The sequence below is a fragment of the Planktothricoides sp. SR001 genome, assembly GCF_001276715.1.
GTDB classification, from domain to species: Bacteria; Cyanobacteriota; Cyanobacteriia; order Cyanobacteriales; family Laspinemataceae; genus Planktothricoides; species Planktothricoides raciborskii.
In genome coordinates, this window is sequence record NZ_LIUQ01000008.1 from 33,158 (window position 1) to 55,932 (window position 22,775).

Annotated in this window: 19 protein-coding genes; 12 read left to right on the forward strand and 7 right to left on the reverse strand. The window is 41.5% G+C overall.

What is annotated here, in order from left to right:
- Positions 1–22 precede the first annotated feature (22 nt).
- The 5 genes from AM228_RS06920 to AM228_RS06940 all read left to right on the forward strand — a co-directional run bounded on the left by AM228_RS06920 (position 23) and on the right by AM228_RS06940 (position 6,951).
- On the forward strand, positions 23–1,306 hold the full coding sequence (locus tag AM228_RS06920) for an MFS transporter (RefSeq protein ID WP_072160696.1): 1,284 nt from the start codon (positions 23–25) through the stop codon (positions 1,304–1,306).
- Between the two features lie 1,068 nt (positions 1,307–2,374).
- The gene (locus tag AM228_RS06925; protein WP_197285238.1) at positions 2,375–2,689 is read left to right on the forward strand and encodes a hypothetical protein; all 315 of its coding nucleotides are present in this window, start codon (positions 2,375–2,377) and stop codon (positions 2,687–2,689) included.
- A gap of 267 nt (positions 2,690–2,956) precedes the next feature.
- Positions 2,957–3,832: a phosphodiester glycosidase family protein gene (locus AM228_RS06930; RefSeq protein WP_054465404.1), complete on the forward strand. Its 876-nt coding sequence runs from the start codon at positions 2,957–2,959 to the stop codon at positions 3,830–3,832.
- Positions 3,833–3,940: 108 nt separating this feature from the next.
- Entirely contained in the window at positions 3,941–5,896 is a 1,956-nt protein-coding gene (locus AM228_RS06935; RefSeq protein ID WP_054465405.1) for a CHASE2 domain-containing protein, read from the forward strand.
- Between the two features lie 314 nt (positions 5,897–6,210).
- A complete protein-coding gene (locus AM228_RS06940; protein WP_054465406.1) occupies positions 6,211–6,951 on the forward strand; it encodes a DUF928 domain-containing protein in 741 nt (246 codons plus the stop codon).
- 315 nt (positions 6,952–7,266) lie between these two features.
- Here AM228_RS06940 and AM228_RS06945 read toward each other — a convergent pair whose 3' ends face one another.
- The 3 genes from AM228_RS06945 to AM228_RS06955 form a co-directional block, all read right to left on the reverse strand.
- Positions 7,267–7,899, reverse strand: a complete 633-nt coding sequence (locus AM228_RS06945; protein ID WP_369817687.1) for a TVP38/TMEM64 family protein — start codon at positions 7,897–7,899, stop codon at positions 7,267–7,269.
- Between the two features lie 213 nt (positions 7,900–8,112).
- Positions 8,113–9,081 carry an arsenosugar biosynthesis arsenite methyltransferase ArsM gene (gene arsM / locus AM228_RS06950; protein WP_054465408.1) on the reverse strand — a complete coding sequence of 323 codons (969 nt, stop codon included), beginning with the start codon at positions 9,079–9,081 and terminating at the stop codon, positions 8,113–8,115.
- 47 nt (positions 9,082–9,128) lie between these two features.
- On the reverse strand, positions 9,129–10,721 hold the full coding sequence (locus AM228_RS06955; protein WP_054465409.1) for a mercuric reductase: 1,593 nt from the start codon (positions 10,719–10,721) through the stop codon (positions 9,129–9,131).
- Positions 10,722–11,086: 365 nt separating this feature from the next.
- On the opposite strand from AM228_RS06955, the gene AM228_RS06960 reads away from it, so the two are divergent.
- Together AM228_RS06960 and AM228_RS06965 are read left to right on the forward strand one after the other, a co-directional pair.
- Positions 11,087–12,958 (forward strand): hypothetical protein, encoded by a 1,872-nt coding sequence (locus AM228_RS06960; RefSeq protein WP_054465410.1) that lies wholly within the window; start codon positions 11,087–11,089, stop codon positions 12,956–12,958.
- A 272-nt stretch (positions 12,959–13,230) separates the two neighbouring features.
- Entirely contained in the window at positions 13,231–15,081 is a 1,851-nt protein-coding gene (locus tag AM228_RS06965) for a glycosyltransferase family 39 protein (RefSeq protein ID WP_054465411.1), read from the forward strand.
- Between the two features lie 143 nt (positions 15,082–15,224).
- Here AM228_RS06965 and AM228_RS32015 read toward each other — a convergent pair whose 3' ends face one another.
- Positions 15,225–15,383, reverse strand: a complete 159-nt coding sequence (locus AM228_RS32015) for a hypothetical protein (protein WP_156331596.1) — start codon at positions 15,381–15,383, stop codon at positions 15,225–15,227.
- Between AM228_RS32015 and AM228_RS06970 the strand changes: the two genes are divergently transcribed.
- The 3 genes from AM228_RS06970 to codA all read left to right on the forward strand — a co-directional run bounded on the left by AM228_RS06970 (position 15,377) and on the right by codA (position 19,847).
- Complete coding sequence (locus AM228_RS06970) at positions 15,377–17,188, forward strand: tetratricopeptide repeat protein (RefSeq protein WP_054465412.1); 1,812 nt, start codon at positions 15,377–15,379, stop codon at positions 17,186–17,188. The genes AM228_RS32015 and AM228_RS06970 overlap by 7 nt on opposite strands.
- A 34-nt stretch (positions 17,189–17,222) precedes the next feature.
- Complete coding sequence (gene lepB / locus AM228_RS06975) at positions 17,223–18,263, forward strand: signal peptidase I (protein ID WP_054465413.1); 1,041 nt, start codon at positions 17,223–17,225, stop codon at positions 18,261–18,263.
- A 342-nt stretch (positions 18,264–18,605) separates the two neighbouring features.
- Complete coding sequence (gene codA, locus AM228_RS06980; protein WP_054465414.1) at positions 18,606–19,847, forward strand: cytosine deaminase; 1,242 nt, start codon at positions 18,606–18,608, stop codon at positions 19,845–19,847.
- 242 nt (positions 19,848–20,089) lie between these two features.
- On the opposite strand, the gene AM228_RS36050 is transcribed toward codA, so the two are convergent.
- The gene (locus tag AM228_RS36050) at positions 20,090–20,218 is read right to left on the reverse strand and encodes a hypothetical protein (protein ID WP_255353160.1); all 129 of its coding nucleotides are present in this window, start codon (positions 20,216–20,218) and stop codon (positions 20,090–20,092) included.
- Positions 20,219–20,243: 25 nt separating this feature from the next.
- Here AM228_RS36050 and AM228_RS06985 point away from each other — a divergent pair, with 25 nt between their 5' ends.
- Both AM228_RS06985 and AM228_RS06990 read left to right on the forward strand, forming a co-directional pair.
- Positions 20,244–20,813: a Uma2 family endonuclease gene (locus AM228_RS06985; RefSeq protein WP_054465415.1), complete on the forward strand. Its 570-nt coding sequence runs from the start codon at positions 20,244–20,246 to the stop codon at positions 20,811–20,813.
- 207 nt (positions 20,814–21,020) lie between these two features.
- Positions 21,021–21,227 (forward strand): hypothetical protein, encoded by a 207-nt coding sequence (locus AM228_RS06990; RefSeq protein ID WP_054465416.1) that lies wholly within the window; start codon positions 21,021–21,023, stop codon positions 21,225–21,227.
- A gap of 59 nt (positions 21,228–21,286) precedes the next feature.
- Here AM228_RS06990 and AM228_RS32020 read toward each other — a convergent pair whose 3' ends face one another.
- Together AM228_RS32020 and AM228_RS06995 are read right to left on the reverse strand one after the other, a co-directional pair.
- Complete coding sequence (locus tag AM228_RS32020) at positions 21,287–21,463, reverse strand: hypothetical protein (protein WP_156331597.1); 177 nt, start codon at positions 21,461–21,463, stop codon at positions 21,287–21,289.
- 412 nt (positions 21,464–21,875) lie between these two features.
- Positions 21,876–22,748 (reverse strand): class I SAM-dependent methyltransferase, encoded by an 873-nt coding sequence (locus AM228_RS06995; RefSeq protein ID WP_054465497.1) that lies wholly within the window; start codon positions 22,746–22,748, stop codon positions 21,876–21,878.
- Positions 22,749–22,775 lie beyond the last annotated feature (27 nt).

The window sequence follows — 22,775 nt, forward strand, 5'->3', positions numbered from 1 at the left end:
TAATCAACCTCAAACAAATCACATGAACTCAGACAACATAACCTCAGAAAAAATACCATCTAACAATCCTTGGTGGTATATCCCCACCCTCTACTTTGCCGAAGGACTACCTTATGTCATCATTAATAGTGTTTCGGTAATTATGTATAAAAAAATGGGGATTGACAATACTCAAATCGCCCTTTGGACGAGTTTACTATATCTCCCTTGGGTGATCAAAATGCTCTGGGGGCCTTTTGTGGATATCTACTCAACCAAAAGAAATTGGGTGATTTACACTCAAGTTGCCATGATGGTTTGTTTGGGAAGCGCCGCTTTTTCCCTACAACTTTCTAATTTCTTTTTCATTTCTTTAGGCATCTTTACCATTGGGGCATTTATCTCCGCCACCCATGATATTGCCACCGATGGATTTTATATGCTGGCATTAAGTCCAGAACAACAAGCCCTATATGCGGGAATTCGTTCAGTTTTTTATCGCATGGCGGTTATTTTTGGCACCGGAGTGCTGGTAGTATTTGCCGGATTGATGGAAGAAAATATCGGCAATATTCCCTTAAGTTGGTCGATCGCTCTAGCCATTAGTGCGGTAATTTTTGCCCTTTTGTTTGTTTACCATCGCTTCATTTTACCCTTTCCAGATAGTGATAGCCAAGACAGAAAACTAGAAAAAACAGAGCAAATTCCTTTTGTGGATATTATTAATTCATACTTTCAACAACCGAAAATTTTAGTCATTGTCGCGTTTATCTTATTCTATCGCTTTGGCGAAGCCATGCTGTTGAAGTTGGCCAGTCCATTTTTATTAGATACCACAACCGAAGGAGGATTAGGACTCAGTACCGCTGACGTGGGCTTGGTTTATGGCACCGTAGGGACAATTTCGTTAATTATTGGCGGAATTGTTGGCGGAGCAATTGTAGCTAAATATGGCTTAAAAAAGACTATTTTTCCGTTGGCATTAGCCTTGAATTTACCCGATTTATTTTATGTGTATATGGCTTATTATCAGCCGCCGATTCAGTTTGTTTATCCTCTGGTATCTTTGGAACAATTCGGCTATGGTTTAGGCTTTACTTCCTTTATGATTTATTTAATGTATGTCTCGAAAGGAGAATATAAAACTTCCCATTATGCGATTTCTACGGGAATTATGGCATTAGGCATGATGGTGCCGGGAATGGTCAGCGGTAAGCTTCAATCTTTGGTGAGTTATCCCATGTTTTTTGTGATTGTGTGTTTGCTGACGATTCCGGGGATGATTACGATATTCTTTTTGCCTTTAGAGGAGGAAAAAAAGGCGTAATTTAGCTGAATTAAGTTTAGATAAATACGGCTATCAATTGTAGTTTATAAGCATTTGCTGCGCTCATTTGTGGCTGAATAGTCAATATTTATCCGCGAATGCTTCGCCCTTATATTGGCAGTGGTAAAAATAGCGGTAAAAATAGCGGATTGGCAGAATGGTAGGGTGCGTTAGTGGAACGAAGTGGAACGTAACGCACCACCAGCGGTAAAAATAGCGGTAAAAATAGCGGTAAAAATAGCGGTAAAAATAGCGGTAAAAATAGCGGATTGGCCGAATGGTAGGGTGCGTTAGTGGAACGAAGTGGAACGTAACGCACCACCAACGGATTGGCAAAGGATGAAATAGCGGTAAAAATAGCGGTAAAAATAGCGGTAAAAATAGCGGATTAGCAGAATGGTAGGGTGCGTTAGTGGAACGAAGTGGAACGTAACGCACCACCAACGGATTGGCAAAGGATGAAATAGCGGTAAAAATAGCGGTAAAAATAGCGGTAAAAATAGCGGTAAAAATAGCGGATAGGATAGTGAGTTGAACCTTAATTGAGTAGTCCCTTTGGGGAATTGATTTTTTTAGCCACGAGTTTAAGCCCCTGGCTGTTCTATAATAGTATGCAAATATCCGCCGATAATGAAGCAAAGGAGTAGGATATCAACCAAGGTCAAACAACAGATCCTTATGAACAAATATTGTTTCAAGGATACACAGATATCGAGATAGCTGAAATCAAAAATCTCATGTAACAATGGGATAAAGCAACCTATCCCACTTTAGCCAATAGCATTGTGGATCATGCCGATAGACATGGGTTTACAGGTGATTATTTGAGATATTTGAGAAAAGCCAGTCAATTTAGGAAAAAGGGGCAACCAAGAAAGTTCTGCCTGATGGATCCTGTAGATGGCATAAGGGGATTGAGTTTATTATAGAAAGAAATGGCAAAATTGTCAGTTACGGAGAGAACTAATAATTACCATGCATCCTAGGCACAATTTAACTAAAACTAATCCAAAAAACATTGAAAATAAAATAAAAAAATATCTCATAAACATCAAAAAAAAAATAATTTTGGATTATCCAAAAACTCAAGCAGAAAGGCATCAACTAGCTTTATGGGAAGAGTCCCAAGAGTTTACGATATTGGGGGTGATAGAGGTGTTTACTACGGATATTCAAGGATATGCCGCTCAAGTGATTGTCTGCGATCGCTTATCCAATCCGCCAGAAATAGTCGCTCAATTAGAAAAGTTAAATATTTTTGATATTCCCTATTTTTTTGATTGGTATTTTTTAAGTCCGTCGGATTATTTCGAAATTAAACGTTATGTAGAAAGACTGAACTATCTGCGTTTATTAATCATAGAATATCTGCGGAATCTTTAATATTGACATCAATCACCCCCCAGGGTGACTAAAATATTGGTGACTAAAATATTATTAAAATGTTGATGCTTGATGGTTCAGTGCTTAACCCTGACGCGATGATGAAAAAACCCTCGTTAGCGATCGCCCGATCTTTGATAGAATAGAAAATTGATTTGATCCAAATTTTCTAAGGAAAGGTGGCTGAATCAATCAGGAACCTCAGCGTGACTGAAACCAACCTATATGCTTATGATTCACCCAAACATTCAACAAGGATAATCAGCCATGAAAAAACGACAGATTTTTTTACTTTTCTTCCTGTTAGTGATGCTACCGGGATGCTGGGGAAAATCTGAAAATATGCTCTCTGCTTCCACCCAAACCAATGAAGCAGAAGTGGCTAAGTTAACCGAAGCCCTAGATACCAGTAATGATTTTACCGTAGTATTTTCTGAGCCTGGGATCAAACTTCATCAGTATGAAAAAGATTATGTCCAAGAAATTGACCTGAGTCAAGGGGCTGCGGTACAACTGCTTTATGGATATATTACAGATGCGGGGATGGGAAAAGGAGCTTATGGTGGGAACGAACCCCTGTTAGCACGGGAAACCCTGCAACAAGCTTGGGATGCTTTTTATAGCACGAATCAAAACGCTATCTGTATTACGAATGGTCAGTTTTTTAGAAATGATGACCAAGCTTCCACGGGTTTAGCTTTTCCCGTCAAAGCGAATGGAGCTATTTTAACGGAAGGATATGCCGGAGAAAGTGAATATCCTGATGAACAATTGATGTTGTTAATCTATGGCGATCGCGCCTCGATTACCGCTTTAGATATTAGAGAATTGTATTCATCCGATGCGGCAAATATTATTGGGGGTTTAAAGCCGGATGCGGATAAAGGAGTGAATACCGAAACTGGTCGAACTTTTGTCGGGGTTAAAGACAATAATAATGATGGATTATCGGAAACTTTGCTAATTTTTACTTCTCCAACGGCGACACAATATCGGGCAGCAGAAGTGCTGCGATATTTTGGCGCTAGTGAGGTGATTATGCTCGATGGGGGCGGATCGACTCAACTGATTTGTAATAATACCAGTTATATTAGTTCTCCCAGAACCATTCCTCAAACAATTGGAGTCCTGCGCGGTGAATAGTTTGACCTGATAATTTTATTGCATCCTAAAACCCAGCCCTGGGGTTAAAGCTTCCTGTCCCGGTTTTTCCCTAAATTCAGAGATATTCTGAAAACAATTCATTTCCTAATGAAGATTTTCCCTTTGAATGTTAAATTTTTCTCTCAACTCACTTTGATCGGGGGGACTCTCGCCGGAGGATACGTGATCGCCGGAATGATTCTGGCCGGTTTGTTACTCTGGGTGCGAGGATTGGGGGCATTGCAACCCTTAGAACTGGTGGTTTACGACCATATGGTGCGTTGGCGTCCAAATTATGACCCAGACCCACGATTATTAATTGTGGGAATTACCGAGGCAGATATTCGTCAGTTTTCCTGGCCTCTAAGCGATCGCATCTTGGCGGAAGTTTTAGCCAAATTACAAACATTTGAACCAGCGGCGATCGGTTTAGATATAGTTCGGGATATTCCCGTTGCCGATCGCCCAGAAAAACAAAAGGCTGATTATGAGCAATTAGCCGAACAGTTGCAACAACCCAACTTAATCGGCATTACTTTTATTGGCAGTACCGAAGATGACACTATCCCCCCTCCACCGAGTTTGCCCCCAGAACAGGTGGGTTTTAGTGATGTACTAATAGACCCTGATGGCACTGTGCGGCGAAATTTGATGTTTGCCCGTCAAGGGGAGACAATTTTACCTTCATTTTCTTTACAACTCGCCCTGAAATATTTAGCAGAACAAAAACAGATTTTTCCCGAATTAACTGATGCCAATGATTATCAGTTAAACCAGAAAATACTTAAACAATTAAAGAGCGACTCTGGGGGATATCAAAATCTCGATGCCGGAGGTTATCAAATTTTACTCAATTATCGCGATCGCAAAATAGCAGAAACGGTGACTTTGCAGCAACTGGTTGAGGGACAAATTGATCCCAATTTGGTCAAAAATAAAATTGTGTTAATTGGGCCTACGGCTGAAAGTCTCAAAGATAACTTTTTTACTCCCTATAGTGCCGGGGAAGTGGAAAAAGCCAAAATGTTTGGGGTGATGCTCCATGCCCAAATGATTAGTCAATTTTTAGGGGCAGCTTTGGACGATCGCTCGACCTTTTGGTATTGGCCAGAATGGGCGGAAATTTTCTGGCTGGTGGTTTGGATTTTTATCGGTGGCGCGATCGCTGGGATGACGAATCAGCCATTAATTTTAGCCTTAAGATTAGGGGGAGCTTTTGCCATTTTATGTAGTAGTAGCTTTGGCCTATTTTTGATTGGCGGATGGACACCATTCATTGCCCCAGCTTTGGGATTTTTTCTCGCGATCGGTTCCACGATTACTTATCGCTTCCAATATGTTCGCCAGCAACAAAATATGGTGATGAAACTTCTCGGTCAGCAAACTTCCCCAGAAATTGCTCAAGAACTTTGGAATTCCCGCGATCGCCTACTGCAATCCGGTTTTTTACCGGGACAAACCCTAACGGTGACAGTGTTATTTACGGATATTAGAGATTTCACCACAATTTCTGAGCAAAATTCTTCGGAATTGCTAATGAGTTGGCTGAATGAGTATATGAGTGCGATGACTCAGGAGGTGATTAATCATCATGGCATTATTAATAAGTTTATTGGCGATGCTATTATGGCGGTTTTTGGTGTCCCCATTCCCCGTAACACCCAAGAGGAAATTGCCGCCGATGCCCGCAATGCCGTCAATTGTGCCTTGGCAATGGGCGATCGTTTAAAAGAACTTAATCAAAGTTGGCGCGATCGGGGTTTACCGCAAATTCAAATTCGTGCCGGTATTTTTACAGGTCCTGTCACCGTCGGCAGTTTAGGAGGCAAAGAACGCTTAGAGTATGCCATTATTGGGGATACGGTTAACATTGCTTCTCGCTTAGAAAGCTGCGAAAAACATCGTCAAGATCCTCACACTCCTTGCCGGGTTATGATTGCCCGTCAAACCCTCTCCTATATCTATGGAGAGTTTGAAGTTGAGTCCTGGGGGCTAATTGCCCTCAAAGGCAAGACCAAGACCGTTGATGTTTATAAAGTTATTGGCCGAAAATCCTCAATCTGATTGCAATTTGTTACAATCTAAATAGGGGAGATGGCCAAAACAGTTTTTATATTTTTTATATTTTTTATATATTTTTGTATAAAATCTGCTCTTCCCTCGATCGCCCTGAATTTGACGAGATGCTTGAGGTGGTTACACCCAGACTCTCGTCCCATTAAAAAACTACCCTGAGTAATACCGACTCCCTGATTATAAATTACCCTTTAAATTCCTTGAAATTTCCGCATCGCTTATACCGGGGAGCAATTCTCGTTAAACTTTTACAAACTTTCACAAACCTTCACAAACCTTCACAAACTTTTTACTGATTTACTATGAACTGGAAACTGAATAAAACCACTTTGCTGAAAACTTTTTTCCTCTCCTTGCTGTGCTTGCATCCTGCCTTGTCTTTGCCCTTAGTCCAAGCCCAAGAAATGACTTCGGGTCGAGAACTTCAAGCGGTGATTCCACCTGTAGGAGAAAATCCAGGTCGCCGAGAATCTGCGGGAGTTCGCGGCGCTTGTTTACCGCCGAATCAATCCCTGACGGTATTGGTTCCCGAAAATCAAGTGACATTAACTACTTCGTTGTATCCCACCTTCTTTTTCTATTTGCCAGCGACCAAAGCTCAGGAAGCTCTCTTTGTTTTATATGATGAAAATGAAAGAGAGATTTACAAAAGTATCTTTAGCATTAAGGAAATGTCCGGGTTACTGGAACTGAGTATTCCTGATAAAGTTACTTCACCAAAATTAGAACCGGGGAAAAATTACTACTGGCAATTTTCTTTGTTCTGCGATCCGAAAAATCCTTCTCTAGATCCTTTTGTCGATGGCTGGGTGCAACGAGTTTCTTTAACTGAAGATATCTCAAATAATTTAGCCACGGCTTCAGACAGTGAAAAAGTTGATATCTATGCCGCAGCGGGAATTTGGCAAGACGCTTTAACCACTTTGGCGGATTTGCGGCAAAATAATCCTAATGATCGGAACTTGGAAAACCAATGGAATCAATTGTTAGAAAATATTGGCTTAGAAAAAATTGCCCAAGAACCCATGATTCCGTCTCGTTAAAGATATCAATTTCCCAAATCTTACAACGGTTTCGCCCCTACTGAACCACGGTAGGGCTTTCGCATTCCGGTAGGGGCTTTCGCATTCCGGTAGGGGCTTTCGCATTCCTTAGTAGCCCGCGCATTCCGGCAGTCCATTTAATATTCTAAGCAATAATTTATCTGCCGGAATGCTTCGCCGTTGCAATATTTTCCGCAATAATTTGTCTGCCGGAATGTTTCGCCCCTACAGATATTTCTGGTTTACTCGCGGAGAAAATTGCTGTAAGAGACAATTGTTTAGGGGCGAATCGCCCCTAATTTTTACTGGCTATTTTTACTGGCTGACTTTTTCTGCTAGTGCTTGACGGGCCATGCGAGTAATGTAAACGGTGACGGCAACAGTGGCGATTAAACCAATGATTCTAATCGCCCATTGAATTGTGCTATTGGTGGGCTGATTTTCGCTGCCAATTTTGGCAATATCCCCGGCTATTTCACCAAGATACACATACATAATTGTCCCCGGAATCATGCCAATAGAACCAAGTATGTAGTCTGGCAAAGAAACGCCTGTAATCCCAAAGGCATAGTTGAGTAAATTAAAGGGAAAAACTGGGGAAAGACGGGTTAACAAAACAATTTTAAACCCTTCTTGGGCTATCGCTTGGTCGATCGCGGCAAATTTTTCATTTCCGGCAATTTTTTGACTAACCCAATTTCTAGCCAAATATCGGCCAACCAGAAAAGCCGCGATCGCCCCTAGGTTTGCCCCAATAAATACATAAACAGAACCCAACAGAATGCCAAAGACTACTCCCGCCCCTAAAGTGAGGATTGAACCGGGCAAAAATGCCACTGTCGCTATTATATAAATAGCCATAAAAGCCAGACCGCCAACGAGTCCTAAACTTTCCACCCATTGTAAGGCATTCAGCAGCCATTGTTTGGGGTTAAATTCTGATAAAATAACTGCATTTTTAGCATTTTCCGCATTTTCAGCCAATGCCGCAGAGGTGAATAAAAACCAGGCGATCGCACTGATGGTTAGGAATATCAGTAAAGATATTCCTCCAACCGAGGGCAAGCCCCCCTTTTTAAGGGAGGTTGGGGAGATACCCTGGAAACTTAGATTTTTTAACATTATCTTTGTGGAATATTTGTGGATTTACCCTCGGTTTTTTTAACAGCATCCACCGCCCTGATAATGCCAGGTTGAGTCGGTAATCATCACATCTTGAGGAAATTGCAGGGAAAATTTTGCCGCTGTTTTATCACATACCGCCAAGGGAATTCCTCGCTGCAACAAATGTCCGGCGCGATCATCTAAAAGTGATTCACTGCCGGCATAAATGGCAGTTTTGCCCGTAAATACACAAGCCCCATCTTCGGGAATGGGTACTTTGAAAGAGACGGAATCAAGACTTTCTAATAATAACGGTTTATCGAGTTCGTAATTGTGAGTATCTAGCAGCCGATAAGGACGACGGGCGCGAATTTCAATCTGACCAAAACCTACGTCGATTAAGTGCTGAATATATTCTTTATAAGTTAGTGCTCCGGATAGACAAAGTGCTCTTAATCGTTCATCTTTTTGTAGATGTACGGGAATGGGGCGGGAGGCGATCGGGTCACTCATAATCAATTTTCCACCGGGCTTTAATACGCGGTAAGCCTCCGATAAAGCTTGTTGTAAATCGGCGGCTTCAAAGATATTAAATAGACAATTTTGGGCGACTATATCCACAGAAGCATCCGGTACAGGGAGGGCAAATGCATCTCCAGCCAGAATATTCACAAAATCGGGATTAAACCAATCATTTTTCTGGGCAGCAAGCTGTAAATTTCGGCTGGCTGCTTGGCGCATTTCTGCCACCGGGTCTACGGCAATGACGCTGCCCGGTTGACGACAAAAATAAGCAAACTGAAGGGCTTCGATCCCCCCACCAACGCCGATATAAAGAACTGTTGGCTGACCAAATAATTCGGTGGGATGCACTGTTGACCCACAGCCATAGTTCATCTGTTGCATGATTTCCGGGATGTTTAATCCGGGTAATTGCAGGGGGGGAGTGCTGACACAGCAGAGTCCAACTTGAGGGGTTTCCGCAGCTTCGGCGTAGAATTGGGCAGTGGTTTCTAAATAGGACATAGTTGGTGACTTGTTGTTATTTTCTAGCTAAAATTATAACTAAACTTCTAACTAAACTTACTTAATAGTTTAAGCAAGGATTTTGTCCGGGGAGTGAGTAAGGTTCGGCGATAAGCATCAGCGGCTTTTTTAATCGCGTCTGCTTGGGTGGGATAGGGATGAATCACTCCAGAAAGAGCATTTAATCCCTGTTTGGTGGTGATCGCGAGGGTAATTTCACTAATCATTTCTCCAGCATGACGAGCGACAATTGTAGCACCTAAAATCTGGTCAGAACCTTTTTTCTGGAGAATTTTAACAAAACCTTCAGTTTCACCGTCCGTTAAGGCGCGATCAACCGTTGAAAAAGGAATTTTAATGGTATTTGTTTCTAATCCTTTGGCTTGGGCTTCTCGTTCATAAAGTCCCGCATGGGCAATTTCTGGGTCGGTATATGTCACCCAAGGCATGACCAGATTACTCAGTTTACTCTGTCCCAGACCAAAAGGAGAAAATAAAGTATTTTTAATTACGATTCGCGCTGCCGCATCTGCCGCATGAGTAAATTTCCAGTTCATACAAATATCTCCAGCGGCATAAATCCGAGGATTAGTGGTTTGTAAATAGTCATTGACTACTACACCGCGATGGTTATCGTATTCTACCCCAACCGCGTCTAAATTTAAGCCATCAATATTCGGAGTTCTTCCTGCCCCCACTAAAATTTCATCCACAATTACAGTTTGAATTATATCCCTATTTTCCTGAGAATTTTGTCGGTAATAAATCACTTTACCAGTATCGCTGAGTTCCACTTTTTCCAAGTTGCAATTTAAGATTAAATTTAGATTTTCTCGGAATAATTGTTGTTGGATGATTTCCGCTGCATCCTCATCTTCGCGATCGAGCAAATGTCCATGTTTATGAAATAAAATAACTTGGCTACCAAGGCGATGAAATGCTTGGGCTAATTCGCAACCAATTGGCCCTCCCCCAATCACGGCTAAACGTTTGGGGCATTCTGTCAGGGAAAAGACAGTTTCATTGGTTAAATATCCCGCTTCTGCTAATCCTGGAATTTGAGGACGAGAGGCCCTGGCACCTGTGGCAATGACGGCTTTTTTAAAGCGGAGAAAAGAATCCGGTTGTGGCGATAAGTCTGAGATAGTTTTTGAGACAGCGATCGCCTCTTTATTCACAAACGCGGCATTGCCCAAAAATACATCAACCCCCAAATTTTTAAACCGTTCCGCTGAATCGTGATGGCTAATTCCGGCGCGAATTTCCCGCATCCGCTGCATCACCACTGCAAAATCGATGTTAATTGAATCGGGGGGTTGAATGCCAAAAGCGGCGGTATCTCGCATATCCGCCGCCACTCGCGCCGACCGAATCACAGATTTAGAAGGAACACAGCCCACATTCAGGCAATCTCCCCCCATGAGGCTTTTTTCAATCAGGGCAACTTTTAAGCCCAATCCCAACCCCGCAGCCCCCGCAGCTACCACCAGTCCGGCAGTCCCCGCCCCAATCACGACTAAATCGTAACAGTTAGCAGGTTGGGGGTTAACCCAATCAGCAGGATGGACTTGGGACATCAGGGCTTGATTGTACCGATCTAATGGTTGAAGGGCTGGTTCTTGGTGAATTGAGTTGGTCATAGTTATTTGTTGTTAGTTGGTTGTTGGGTAGGGATTCTTTGTTGGTTGGGGAAAGGGGAACAGTTATCAGGAGCCACTGCGATCTTGGGGTCTCCCCAAGTCTAGCAAGTGGCGTGGAACGGGGAAAGTGAAAAGTGAAAAGTGAAAAGTGAAAAGTGAAACTAAATATCACTATTCACTATTCACTATTCACTATTCACTATTCACTCTCTCCTGAAGCTCCTGAAGCTCCTGAAGCTCCTCTGTTGCCTGTTCCCTGTTCCCTGTTGGTTGGTTGTTGGTTGTTTTATCTTGGTTGTTTTATCAATGACCGTTGACAGTCAGCCGTTAACCGTTATAGTTGCATAGGTCTTATTAAAACATTTATGACATTAACTAGCAAAAATAAAAAGTTTTTCACTGCCCCGATTAGTCAAACCTCAAAATCACCGCTAATTTTTTGGTTTACTCTGAGTCTAACGATTTCGGCAGTTTATGGGTTTTTAGCCTGGGAAAAAGCCTTTAGTTCCGAGTATGTTATCCAAGATGATGCCCGACAGCATATATTTTGGATGCAGCGATTTTTGGATCCAGAATTATTCCCCCATGATTTGATTGCCGATTATTTCCAATCTGTTGCCCCCGCAGGCTACACCTTTCTTTATCAACTGATGGCAATGGTGGGCATTTATCCGATATTTTTACATAAAATATTGCCCATGTTTTTGGGTTTTATCTCCACAGCTTATGGGTTTTATCTTTGTTTAGAAATTTTCCCAGTTCCCTTGGCTGGTTTTTTTTCTACTTTATTACTCAACCAAAGTTTATGGATGCAAGATGGGTTGATTTCTGCCACTCCTAAAGCTTTTATTTATCCCTTGTTTTTACCGCTGTTATATTATTTGGTTCGTCACCATTTACTGGGAACTGGTATCTCGCTGTTATTATTGGGTTTGTTTTATCCCCAAGGGGTATTAATTGCGGCGGTGATTTTTATTTTCAGGTGCGGGCAAATTCAGAAACCAACCCAGAAACCGGGTTTCTTTCGTGGGTATCAGCAGTTATTTGTGAAAGGCATAAAAGAAACCCGGTTTCTTAAGTTTTCTGCCGATCGCGAATTCGGAAATCCTCAGAAACCGGGTTTTTTTCGTGGATATCAGGAGTTATTTGTTAAAAGCATAAAAGAAACCCGGTTTCTTGTCGATCGCTTTCATGTTATCTGCTTAGGGTTAGCATTTTTTATCTTACTTTATTATAGCCTATCTGCTTCTGATTTTGGCCCTACCATTGCCCGTTCTCAAGCGCAAATATTACCAGAGTTCTTGCTTAAAGGCAGAAGTCAATTTTTTATTGAGGATAGTTGGAATTTTTGGTTTCATGGACGGAGTGGCATGGGACTAGCCACTATTTTGACTCCAGTTTTTATGGCATTTGGTTTTCTTTTGCCCGTCTTAATCCGATTTTACGCCTACTTTACCTTGAGTCAAAAAATTAAACATAAGGTAATAATATTGCCTCAATTAATTTTAGCCTCATTTACTTTATTTTTTGCGGCGCATCTGTTATTATTTAAGTTACATTTACCCAGCCGTTATACCCAACATACCCTCAGAATAGTTCTGGCAATATCAGCCGCGATCGCCCTCACCTTAATTCTCGATAGCTTATGGTCTTGGGCAATTAGCCAACCCGGGAAAAGACTATTTTTATTACCAGTAATGATGATTTTATTTACTGGGTTAATTTTTTATCCCCAGTTAACCATGAGTAATTTCCCCTGGACTTATTATCAGGTGGGAGAAAACCCGGAAATTTATCAGTTTTTCCAACAACAACCGAAAGATAGTCTAATTGCTTCCTTATCCGAAGAAGCGAATAATTTGCCCTCTTTTGCCCAACGGTCTATTTTAACCGGACGAGAATATGCCGTCCCCTATCATTGGGGCTATTATCAGCAATTTCGCCAACGGACGTTAGATTTAATTCAATCTCAGTATAGTTCTAATTTAGCGGATGTTCAAGGGTTAATTGAAAAATATAATATTGATTTTTGGTTAGTAGAACGGGGTGCTTTTACTCCCGGTTATCTTGCCCCAAATTCTTGGCTGAATCAATATGAAGAAACTACAAAGGCGATCGCGCAATTATCTGCCGGAATTTACCCGGCTATCGAGCAATATTTAGACCGTTGTTCTGTCTTTGAGGCTAATGGTTTAGTTGTTCTCAGTGGAGAATGTTTGAAGAATATTCCCATGTAGGTGTAGGGGCGAAGCATTCGCGCAGATATCTTGATGCTTGAACCCTAATATAAAGGCGCGAATGCTTTGCCCTTTTAGGTATAAGGGCGAAGCATTCATGGTAAAAAGTTAACTGTCAAAACGGAGAATTAACTGCCATGAATGCTTCGCCCCTACAACCCCTAATATCCTAGATAAGTAATATCACCAGGTAGGGTGGGCAAATCTTGCCCACCCTACGAGGAGTAGAAGGTTAATGGTATAATTACTGAAAACTATATCAGGAGTTTCCGGTGATTAATCAACGTCATCCTTATTATAGATGGTTCTATTTCTTAGTGGCGGTTATCTTGGCGATCGCGATATTTTTTCGCTTCTATAATATAGACAAAAAAATTTACTGGATTGATGAAGTTCACACCAGCTTAAGAGTGGCAGGCTATGAAAAAGTAGAATTTGCCGAAACTGCCCCAGCGGGAAAAATTATCACCATTGACGAATTACATAAATTTCAAAGACTGAATCCCGAAAGAGGTTGGGGCGATACTATTAATGCTTTAGCCCATAATGCGGAACATACACCAATTTATTATTTAATTACCCGATTAGCGATGCAGTGGTTTGGCAGTTCTGTGGCTGTCACCAGAGGGGTAGCCGCTGCGATTAGTTTACTGGTATTTCCTAGTATGTACTGGCTTTGTTTAGAGTTATTTCAATCCAGAATAGTAGGCGCGATCGCCCTTTGTTTAGTTGCCGTTTCTCCCCTACATATTATTTATGCCCAAGAAGCCAGACAATATAGTTTATTTACCGTGACTATTTTACTTTCTAGTATTGCTTTGCTGAAAGCAATATCCAGGGAACAGGGAAGAGGAGAGAGGAAAGAGGAAAGAGAAAAGAGGGAACAGGCAACAGGCAACAGGGAACAGGGAACAGGGAAGAATAAAAAAGTATCAGAAACCGGGTTTCTTGCCAAAATATCAGAAACCGGGTTTCTTACCAAAATATCTGCATTTCATCATAATTTTCCGCAGAAACCTGGTTTTTTTTTATCGCAAAAACCCGGTTTTTATTGGGCAATTTATGCCGTTACAGTCTCGCTAAATCTCTATTCGCATTTAATTTCAATTTTAGTTTTAATCGGACATGGCATCTATGTGTTTTTCTGCCACCGCAGACGAGATTTTTTTCAATCGATTCACTATTTGTTGGCCTTAATAGCAGGAATACTCACCCTGATTCCTTGGATAGTAATTTATCTTTTAAATTCTAATAAAATTGGCGGCTGGGTCGGTCGAGATATTTCTCTGCCCACTTTACTGCAACGCTGGTTAATTAACCTGACCGCCGTATTTTTTGATGTACAAATTAGCGTCAAACAGCGACTTTTTGACGTAGAAGCGGGACAAGATTGGGTGTTGAGTTTTGACAACCCCTGGGTTTATGTAATGCCGCTGATTTTAATCTTAGTGGGATATGCCCTTTATTTTGTTTTTAGATATACGGATAAACCCGTTTGGTTATTTATTTTAACCTTGATTGGTTCCACCGCTTTACCATTGATGTTGCCAGATATTATTTCTGGAGGACAGCGATCGGGAATTGCCCGTTATTTAATTCCCTCTTATGTGGGCATTGAGTTAGCCGTTGCTTATGCCATAGCTTATCACCTGAATCTGGAAAAAAATAACCCGCTTATCTCTATTAGTCATATAAAACAAAAACTCTGGCAAGGCATTTTTATCGCATTAATAACGTTAGGCATTATTTCCGCAACCATTAGCGCTGAAGCGGAAACATGGTGGCATAAATATAGTAGCTATTATAACCCAGAAGTGGCTCAAATTATTAATCAAATTGAAAACCCATTAGTCATAAGTCCCCAAGAACGAGTCAGCCGCATAACTTCTCTGAGTTATAAACTCAAACCAGAGGCCAAAATTCTGTTAATCCAAAACCAAGATATTTCCCTGCTTGATTCACCTTCTTTCACCGAAGAGATTAATTCCCAGAATTTATTTGTTTTTCGCCCTTCCGCCGAACTTTATCAAGTCTTAGACCAAAATCCCAATTATCAATTAATTCCCCTTCATACTTATGGGCATTTGTTTAAATTGACTCAAGAAACCGGGTTTCGGCGATAATTTTTGCCTCCACTGCAAAGATTTAGGAGAGAAACCCGGTTTCTGTGCGATCGCAGATTTTCGCAGTTATAGTAGGATGACAATAGTTTTTATTGCTGGTTTATTGCTGGCTTCACTAATACTCACTAATACTATGAGTGAATCTAAGATGACTGAATCTGATAATTTGCGATCGCCCAACCCAAGTCCGTATCCAAGTCCGTATCCAAGTCCGTATCCAAGTCCGTATCCAAGTCCCAACCCAAGTCCTTATTCGACTTCTGACCAACCGCCGTCAGGGGCAGAATTTGCATCGATGCCATTGCCGGATGCGGATCCACAGATACCCGTAACCGCTGCGGTTCCCCGGACGAAACCGAAGCGACGGGCAACAAAACCAAAACTCACGACAATTCTTTGGGATTGGATTAGCAATTTATTGGGTGGTTTCTCAGATTATGATCGCGGTAATGAGATGTATGCCCAAAAAAAATATCAAAGTGCGATCGCATTCTATGACCGGGCGATCGAAAGAAAGCCCAAATTTCGGTCGGCTTGGATCAAGCGGGGTCTAACCTTAATTGCCCTGCAATCTTATCGAGAAGCAATGGCCTGTTTTGATGAAGTAATTGCCATTAAATCTGAAGACAATTGGGCTTGGACATGGCGGGGTTGCTGTCTGTATAACTTACACCGTTATGAAGAAGCATTGGCGTCTTTAGATCAAGGGATTGAAATCAATTCTCGGCAACACGAAGCCTGGTATTATCGCGCCCGGTGTTTAGATGAATTGCAACAATATCCAGGGGCAGTAAAAGCCTATCGCCAAACTCTGAAATATAATCCCCAACTTGCCCCAGCTTGGTATTATCTGGGGATGGTTTTGCTGAAATTAGAGGTAAATGGAGAGGCGATCGCGGCATTTCAAGAACACTTAAAATTAGAACCGAAAAATGCCGTCGCTTGGTTTAATTTAGGGATTGCCCAGCAAAAATATCAAGACCACACTAACGCGATTGCTTCTTATGACCAAGTAATTGAATTAGAACCAGAAAATGCCCCCGCTTGGTTTAACCGAGGTGTATGTTTAGCCGAGTTGGGACGTTATACCGATGCGGTGGTTTCTTATGACCGAGTGCTCAACCTCGTGCCCACCAATCCAGATGCTTGGTTTTATAAAGGCATGGCTTTAAAACATCAATGGTCAAAAGCGGCAGTTTCTTGTTTTGATCGCGCTTTAGAATTGCAACCCCAATGGCCCGAAGCTTGGATGAATCGCGGGTTAGCATTAACTGATGGGGGTCAATATGTTGATGCTTTAACTTGTTTCGATCAAGCCACAAAATTTAATCCTACTTGGGCAATGCCTTGGTTAGGACGGGGCATGGCATTACATGGTTTAACCAAATATAAAGAAGCGATTATTGCTTACAGTAATGCCCTACAAATTGATGCTAAATTAGTCCAAGCTTGGTATCAACGGGGGTTAGCCCTGGAATCTTTGCATCAATATAAAGATGCGATCGCCGCCTTTGATAAAGTAATTAACTTACTCCCAGAATCCAACCCATTAGTCTATCAAGCCTGGTTAAAACGGCGGGATATGTTAGAACGGTTGCAACTTTATGATGATGCCATTATTGCCAATGAAACGGTGATTAAAATTAAGCCCGATAACTTAGATGCGTGGTTAAAACGCGGAGAATTTTTAAACAAAATGCAGCGTCATATTGATGCTTTAGCCGCTTATGACCAAGCGATTAATATCTGGCAAAACCATTATGAACCCTGGTTTAGACGGGGCAAAACCTTAGATAAAATGCGAGCTTATTCTCAGGCAATTAATGCCTTTGATAAAGTCATTTCTCTTAAGCCCAATTACACCGCTGCTTGGGTAGAACGGGGCAAAGTCTTTGAAAAATTACACCGCTATCAAGACGCCATTAGATCCTATGGGGTGGCCATTGAAATTCAGCCCAGTTTAATTGAAGCGGTCAACCATCGTCAACGGTTATTAGACCTCTTAGGCGATCCTTGTAATCCGGGAGCAAATTTCGACGATTTGACAGCAGATTTATGGGCATCAGACGAGAAGATAGAAAGCCCATCACCGGCTGATGAACTGTAGTTAATATTGGCTGAGAATTTATTGAGAAAAAACCATGACAAAACAATCATCTATCACCGGCAAAGAACCTTGGCTGGCAGTCATCTTATCCAGCCTATTCCCTGGAATTGGTCAAATCTATGCAGGTCATAAAATCAGAGGCGTAATCCTGATTATTTCCTCCTTATGTTTATTATTTTTTATAATATTATTCGGATTAGCTGGCCGATTAGCAGAGCCGCCGGGAGTTCAATTTGGCATCATGTTTTTCCTCCTGGTTATTTTCAATCTGTTTGATGCTCATCGCTGCGCCATAAAAGCGAATCACCCGGATTTTGAAAGAATCCGCAAAAGTGAAAAAGACCCCTGGTTAGCGGTATTTTTATCTAGAGTTATTCCCGGATTAGGTCATGCTTATCTGGGAGAATGGGAATGGGCAAGTTTATTTTTTATCCTGCTAATCATCGTGAGTATCCTATCAATTAAATATGGTTTAATTGGATATTTACTCGGTTCTATAGTATTACCGAGTTCATGCGTTTACCACGCTTATATGTCTGCCAAGACGACCAGACCCAAATCCCCCCAATTAATTTTACGGATTACTTTGGTGGTCTTATTGCTGCAATTGCCTGGGTCATCTTTCAACTCCGGTTTTGAGGCTCGTGATATACCGTCTGGCTCAATGCTGCCCACCTTGGAAATCAACGATCGCATTTTGATAAATAAAGGGAGCTATCGATTTAAAAAGCCCCAACGGGGAGATATTATTGTGTTTAATCCTACCGCAGCATTAAGGCAGGAAAACTTTAAGGATCCTTTCATTAGCCGAGTAATTGGCTTACCCAGAGACAAGGTTGAAGTCAAAGATGAAAAAGTTTATATCAACGATCAAATTTTACAGGAAGACTACATTGAGGAATCCCCTAATTACGACTATGGGCTGGCAGTCGTACCGGAAAATTCTTATTTTGTCCTAGGCGATAACCGGAATAATTCCTACGATAGTCACTATTGGGGTTTTGTCCCAGAAGAGGATATTATTGGTAAAGCAACAAAAAGATATTGGCCAGTTAGTAGAATTGGCAATTTGTAATTCATCGCTTGTAGGGGCGTTCCCATGACCGCAGATAATTTTATTAATTAAAAGCCAAAATTTTATATCGGAATGCTTCGCCCCTACGCGGTTATTATATTTATGACTTAAAAAACCCTAGACAAGAATGCTTTCATACCGATATCGCTCCCCCCAACCCCCCTTAAAAAAGGGGAGGCTTTTTATAGTGAAAGCCAGAATTGTCTACTGTAATCCTGTAATCCGGCAACAAATCCTAAAGCACTCTTTCAAGGTGGATTGGAGGCGATCGCTAATCTTTTGGGAAATTTTGAAAAATTTGGTATTATCCCATTATTATCGCAACCCAAAATAACTTAAGATATGATATCAGATGCTTTAATCCTTCGTCAAGGCCGATTAATCAATGGTCAACTGGTGGATATTTTAATTGAAAATAGCCGCATTACTGCCATTAAAAACCAATTGCCCCAGCAGGTCAAGCAAGAAATTCAATTAAACGGCAATTTAATCAGTCCGCCATTTGTCGAGTCTCATATTCACTTAGACTCTGCTTTAAATGCGGGAGAACCGCGATTTAATCAAAGCGGCACTTTGTTTGAAGGCATTCAAATTTGGGGAGAACGCAAGCAAAATTTAACTTTAGCCGATGTCAAAAAACGGGCGATCGCTGCTTTAAAGCAACAAGCAGCCCAAGGAGTCTTATTTGTCCGCAGTCATGCGGATGTTTCCGAACCCAGTTTAACCGCATTGCAAGCTTTATTAGAAGTTAGAGAAACAGTCAAAGATTGGATTACTTTGCAAGTAGTGGCATTTCCCCAAGATGGGATTTATAGTCAGCCAGAAAACGCCATTTTATTAGAAAAAGCCCTGGCAATGGGGGCTGATGTAGTGGGGGGAATTCCTCATTATGAATTAACCAGAGAAGATGGGGTAAATTCGATTCAGCAGATTTTTGCCTTAGCGGAAAAATATCAGAAACTCATCGATATTCACTGTGATGAAATTGATGATGATCAGTCGCGTTTTTTGGAAGTGGTAAATGCTTGGGCGATTAAAACGGGTTTCGGGGAAAAAGTCACCGCCAGTCATACAACGGCGTTTGGTTCTTATAATAATGCGTATGCCTATAAGCTATTGGGAATGTTGGAGCGATCGCGCCTCAATTTTGTATCTAATCCTTTAATTAATATTACCCTACAAGGTCGCACCGATACCTATCCCAAACGGCGGGGTGTCACACGGGTAAAAGAACTGTGGCAAGCGGGATTAAATGTCTCCTTGGGACATGATTGTATTCAAGATCCTTGGTATATTTTAGGCACCGGAAATATGCTAGATGTAGCGAATATGGCGATTCATGTTTGCCTGATGACCGGACTGGCAGAAATTGATGCTTGTTATGACATGATTACGGCTCATGGGGCGAAAACTTTGCAAGTAGAAAATCAGTATGGCATTGCCGTGGGTAAACCCGCTAATTTAATTGTATTAAATGCCCAAAATCGGTTTCAGGCAATGCGCGATCGATCTACGGTACTTTATGTTATTTCTCAAGGCAAATTACTCGTTGAAACCCAAGCCCCTGTCACCACTTGGCATTAAAATTTTATCATTAATATTATAATTGATAATTTTCCATTTTTCCCCTTGTAACATGATATGATCTAGCATACATTGTAGGGGCGAAGCATTCCGTAGGGGCGAATGGCCATTCGCCCGTACAAGGGCGAATGGCCATTCGCCCCTACGATGCTTAAAATATTAAATTAATTACCGGAATGCTTCGCCCTTACTACGGTCATGCTTCCTTCGCCCTTACTACAGTCATAATTTGCTCTTACTGCTTAAAATATTCTTAGGGCGAAGCATTCCGGCAGTGTAGGGGCGAATGGCCATTCGCCCCTACTGCTGAAAATATTAAATAGACTGCCGGAATGCTTCGCCCCTGACAACCGCTGTAATATAATATCCATAATTATTCAGGCTAGGGGTAAGGTTATGAGTAGCTTAACATTAAATTTAGATACCGTTCACCTGAGTGACGAACAGTTCTATCAGTTATGTCAAAATAACCGCGATTTGAACTTTGAACGTACTGCCAGAGGAGAACTAATTATTATGCCACCAGTAGGAGGCGATAGCGGAAATCGAGAAGCAGATTTAATTATCGATTTGGGAATTTGGAATCGGCAAACAAACCTGGGTTATACTTTCAGTTCTTCCACGGTATTTAAGTTACCAAATGGGGGCGATCGCTCCCCGGATGCCGCTTGGATTCGCCGGGAAAGATACTCAGCATTAACCCCGGAACAAAGACGCAAATTTCCTCCTATTGCCCCGGATTTTGTGATTGAATTAAGGTCAGCAACCGATAATTTAGAAATGTTGCGTGCCAAAATGCAAGAATATATGGATGCCGGGGTGCAATTGGCATGGTTGATTAACCCCCAACAGCAACAAGTAGAAATTTATCGCCCAGGAAAAGATGTAGAATTGCGAAATCTTCCCACCGAATTATCCGGGGAAAATGTATTACCCGGATTTAGTTTGAATCTATCTCTTGATTAGAAGGATTTAACCTTTCGGGCGAAGCATGACCGTAGATCGGTTATTGGTTCCAAGCAGAAGAATTAAATAGGCGATCGCTCTCTGGAACAAGTAAGGCGATCGCTTTCTGGCTTACGGCATCGTAGAGATTTCTGGTACAATGGAGAAAGTTAAATAAAATAAAATAAAATAAAATAAAATAAAATTATCCTCCAGTGAAACTCCATCATGGCTATTCCAGAACTAGAACAACAACTGTTACAGCTTTCGCTCAATGATAAACTGTATATTATCCAACTGCTTGCCCAAAGCCTGACTGCACCCGATCGCAACAGCCACCCAGATCAATCAAGTAAACTCTCAGAATTTTTCCGTCAATCCCCACTAGCTGAAGTCAGCGAAGAATTGGACTTTAGCCGCGATCTCAATTCATAACTCTCTATCACTTGTCACTCGCAATGAAAAAGATTTTGCCGGGACGGGTGTTGTAATTATTAATCCTTGGTCTTTTTAAGCGATCTCCCTACCAAATTCCCCAAAGCGATCCTTGCCTGTCTCTCCACAAAAATGCGATCGCCCTCTGGGATAAGTAAGGCGATCGCATCCTTGACTTTGGGAGTAGAGGAGTAGGACTCTTGCGCCAAAGGAAAGGCGATCGCTCTCTGGGACAAGTAAGGCGATCGCTTTCCGGTTAAAATGGTTTTGATTTTAGATGAGGCGCGATCGCTCTCTTGGTTGTTATTCTACAAAGGGGAAAAGTCTCGTTTTAGAGATTATTTCACTTCGTTTTTTTTCCTATAAACCCTATCCCTGTCAGTCGGAAAAGTCGGATAGATGAAGTCGGAAAAGTAGGATCATCGGATAAAATACCGCACCTCACAGTTTCTCTTGGCTACTCATTATTATTAATAGGTATTCCCCATTTGGATAATGTCATAATTAAATCCTCCCCACCTCAAACATCGTAGGCGGGGAGGATTTAATTATCTACTTGGAGCAAAAATCGCGTACCCCTATAAATTTAGGGGATTAAACTAAGGAGAGATTGTTTTCCGTGAGAAGGGAAATGCTTATCGACACACCCTAGACTTTTTCTTTCTCATACCTGACGAGAAGATCCCAGAGACAAATATCGGGATCGTCATGCTCGATATCCTCTTTCAGAACATTAAATAAAACTTCGGAATCCAAAAAATAAATCTCAAAGTTGAGCCGTTTCAAACCTGCTTCTTTAAAGATGCGATTTAAGCGCAGGGGCGTATAGTGTATTTGTTTATAATGCCAGTCCCGCCCGTGAAGGGTATTATGCCCTATATTCACTAATCCTTCTGTAACCCAATAAGCGTGTTGTTTACTTAAATGAGCAATTTCTAAGGGAGAAAAGATAGTCGGGAAAAAGCCGTAAAGCTTGCCACCTGGCTTGAGAACCTTAGAAAATTCCTGTATGATCTGACGATTGACTTCATCCTCACTGGAGACAACAGCAGCAACCGCTAAGACATAATCAAATTTTTCTTTCCAATCCGGTCTTTCTTCGGTTATTTTTGTGGAATCTACTACTTCAAACACCAATTGTTGGCTGTTAAACCGGGAATCTCCCTCTGATTTTTGCCAATTTTCCCGTGCTTTTTCAATTCCCGTTTTGGAAAAATCAGTACAGTAAACTTTGCCAATTTGCGGACAAAACTCTAGTAATGCCTTCTGAAGATGGATTTCTGAGCCACAGTTAGGAATCAGAACTTGGATGTCTGGAGAGTTGGGAATATCAAAGCCGGAAGATTGACTATAAGGATGGATCAGGGCTTTGCAAAGATTAGGGTCTTGTGTGAGGCTGAAAGTAGTGCCATCATAATCTTTGTGGTTTTCATCCCATATCGCTTTCTCTTCTTCAAGGGATTTTGAGGCAACGCGATGGGAGGAGGGAATTACCCATTTGGAATCATTTGTGCTCGTCATAAAATTAAAATCCAAGAGTCAGCAGTT

What these genes read in the sequence shown, in the direction of transcription:
- AM228_RS06920 (WP_072160696.1), top strand. Translation starts at nt 23, where the DNA reads ATGAACTCAGACAACATAACCTCAGAAAAAATACCATCTAACAATCCT.
- AM228_RS06985 (WP_054465415.1), top strand. Translation starts at nt 20,244, where the DNA reads ATGAGTAGCTTAACATTAAATTTAGATACCGTTCACCTGAGTGACGAA.
- AM228_RS06940 (WP_054465406.1), top strand. Translation starts at nt 6,211, where the DNA reads ATGAACTGGAAACTGAATAAAACCACTTTGCTGAAAACTTTTTTCCTC.
- AM228_RS32015 (WP_156331596.1), bottom strand. Translation starts at nt 15,383, where the DNA reads ATGGCATCGATGCAAATTCTGCCCCTGACGGCGGTTGGTCAGAAGTCG.
- AM228_RS06970 (WP_054465412.1), top strand. Translation starts at nt 15,377, where the DNA reads ATGCCATTGCCGGATGCGGATCCACAGATACCCGTAACCGCTGCGGTT.
- AM228_RS06955 (WP_054465409.1), bottom strand. Translation starts at nt 10,721, where the DNA reads ATGACCAACTCAATTCACCAAGAACCAGCCCTTCAACCATTAGATCGG.
- AM228_RS06995 (WP_054465497.1), bottom strand. Translation starts at nt 22,748, where the DNA reads ATGACGAGCACAAATGATTCCAAATGGGTAATTCCCTCCTCCCATCGC.
- AM228_RS36050 (WP_255353160.1), bottom strand. Translation starts at nt 20,218, where the DNA reads ATGGATATTATATTACAGCGGTTGTCAGGGGCGAAGCATTCCGGCAGT.
- arsM (WP_054465408.1), bottom strand. Translation starts at nt 9,081, where the DNA reads ATGTCCTATTTAGAAACCACTGCCCAATTCTACGCCGAAGCTGCGGAA.
- AM228_RS06990 (WP_054465416.1), top strand. Translation starts at nt 21,021, where the DNA reads ATGGCTATTCCAGAACTAGAACAACAACTGTTACAGCTTTCGCTCAAT.
- AM228_RS06935 (WP_054465405.1), top strand. Translation starts at nt 3,941, where the DNA reads ATGAAGATTTTCCCTTTGAATGTTAAATTTTTCTCTCAACTCACTTTG.
- lepB (WP_054465413.1), top strand. Translation starts at nt 17,223, where the DNA reads ATGACAAAACAATCATCTATCACCGGCAAAGAACCTTGGCTGGCAGTC.
- AM228_RS06930 (WP_054465404.1), top strand. Translation starts at nt 2,957, where the DNA reads ATGAAAAAACGACAGATTTTTTTACTTTTCTTCCTGTTAGTGATGCTA.
- AM228_RS06960 (WP_054465410.1), top strand. Translation starts at nt 11,087, where the DNA reads ATGACATTAACTAGCAAAAATAAAAAGTTTTTCACTGCCCCGATTAGT.
- codA (WP_054465414.1), top strand. Translation starts at nt 18,606, where the DNA reads ATGATATCAGATGCTTTAATCCTTCGTCAAGGCCGATTAATCAATGGT.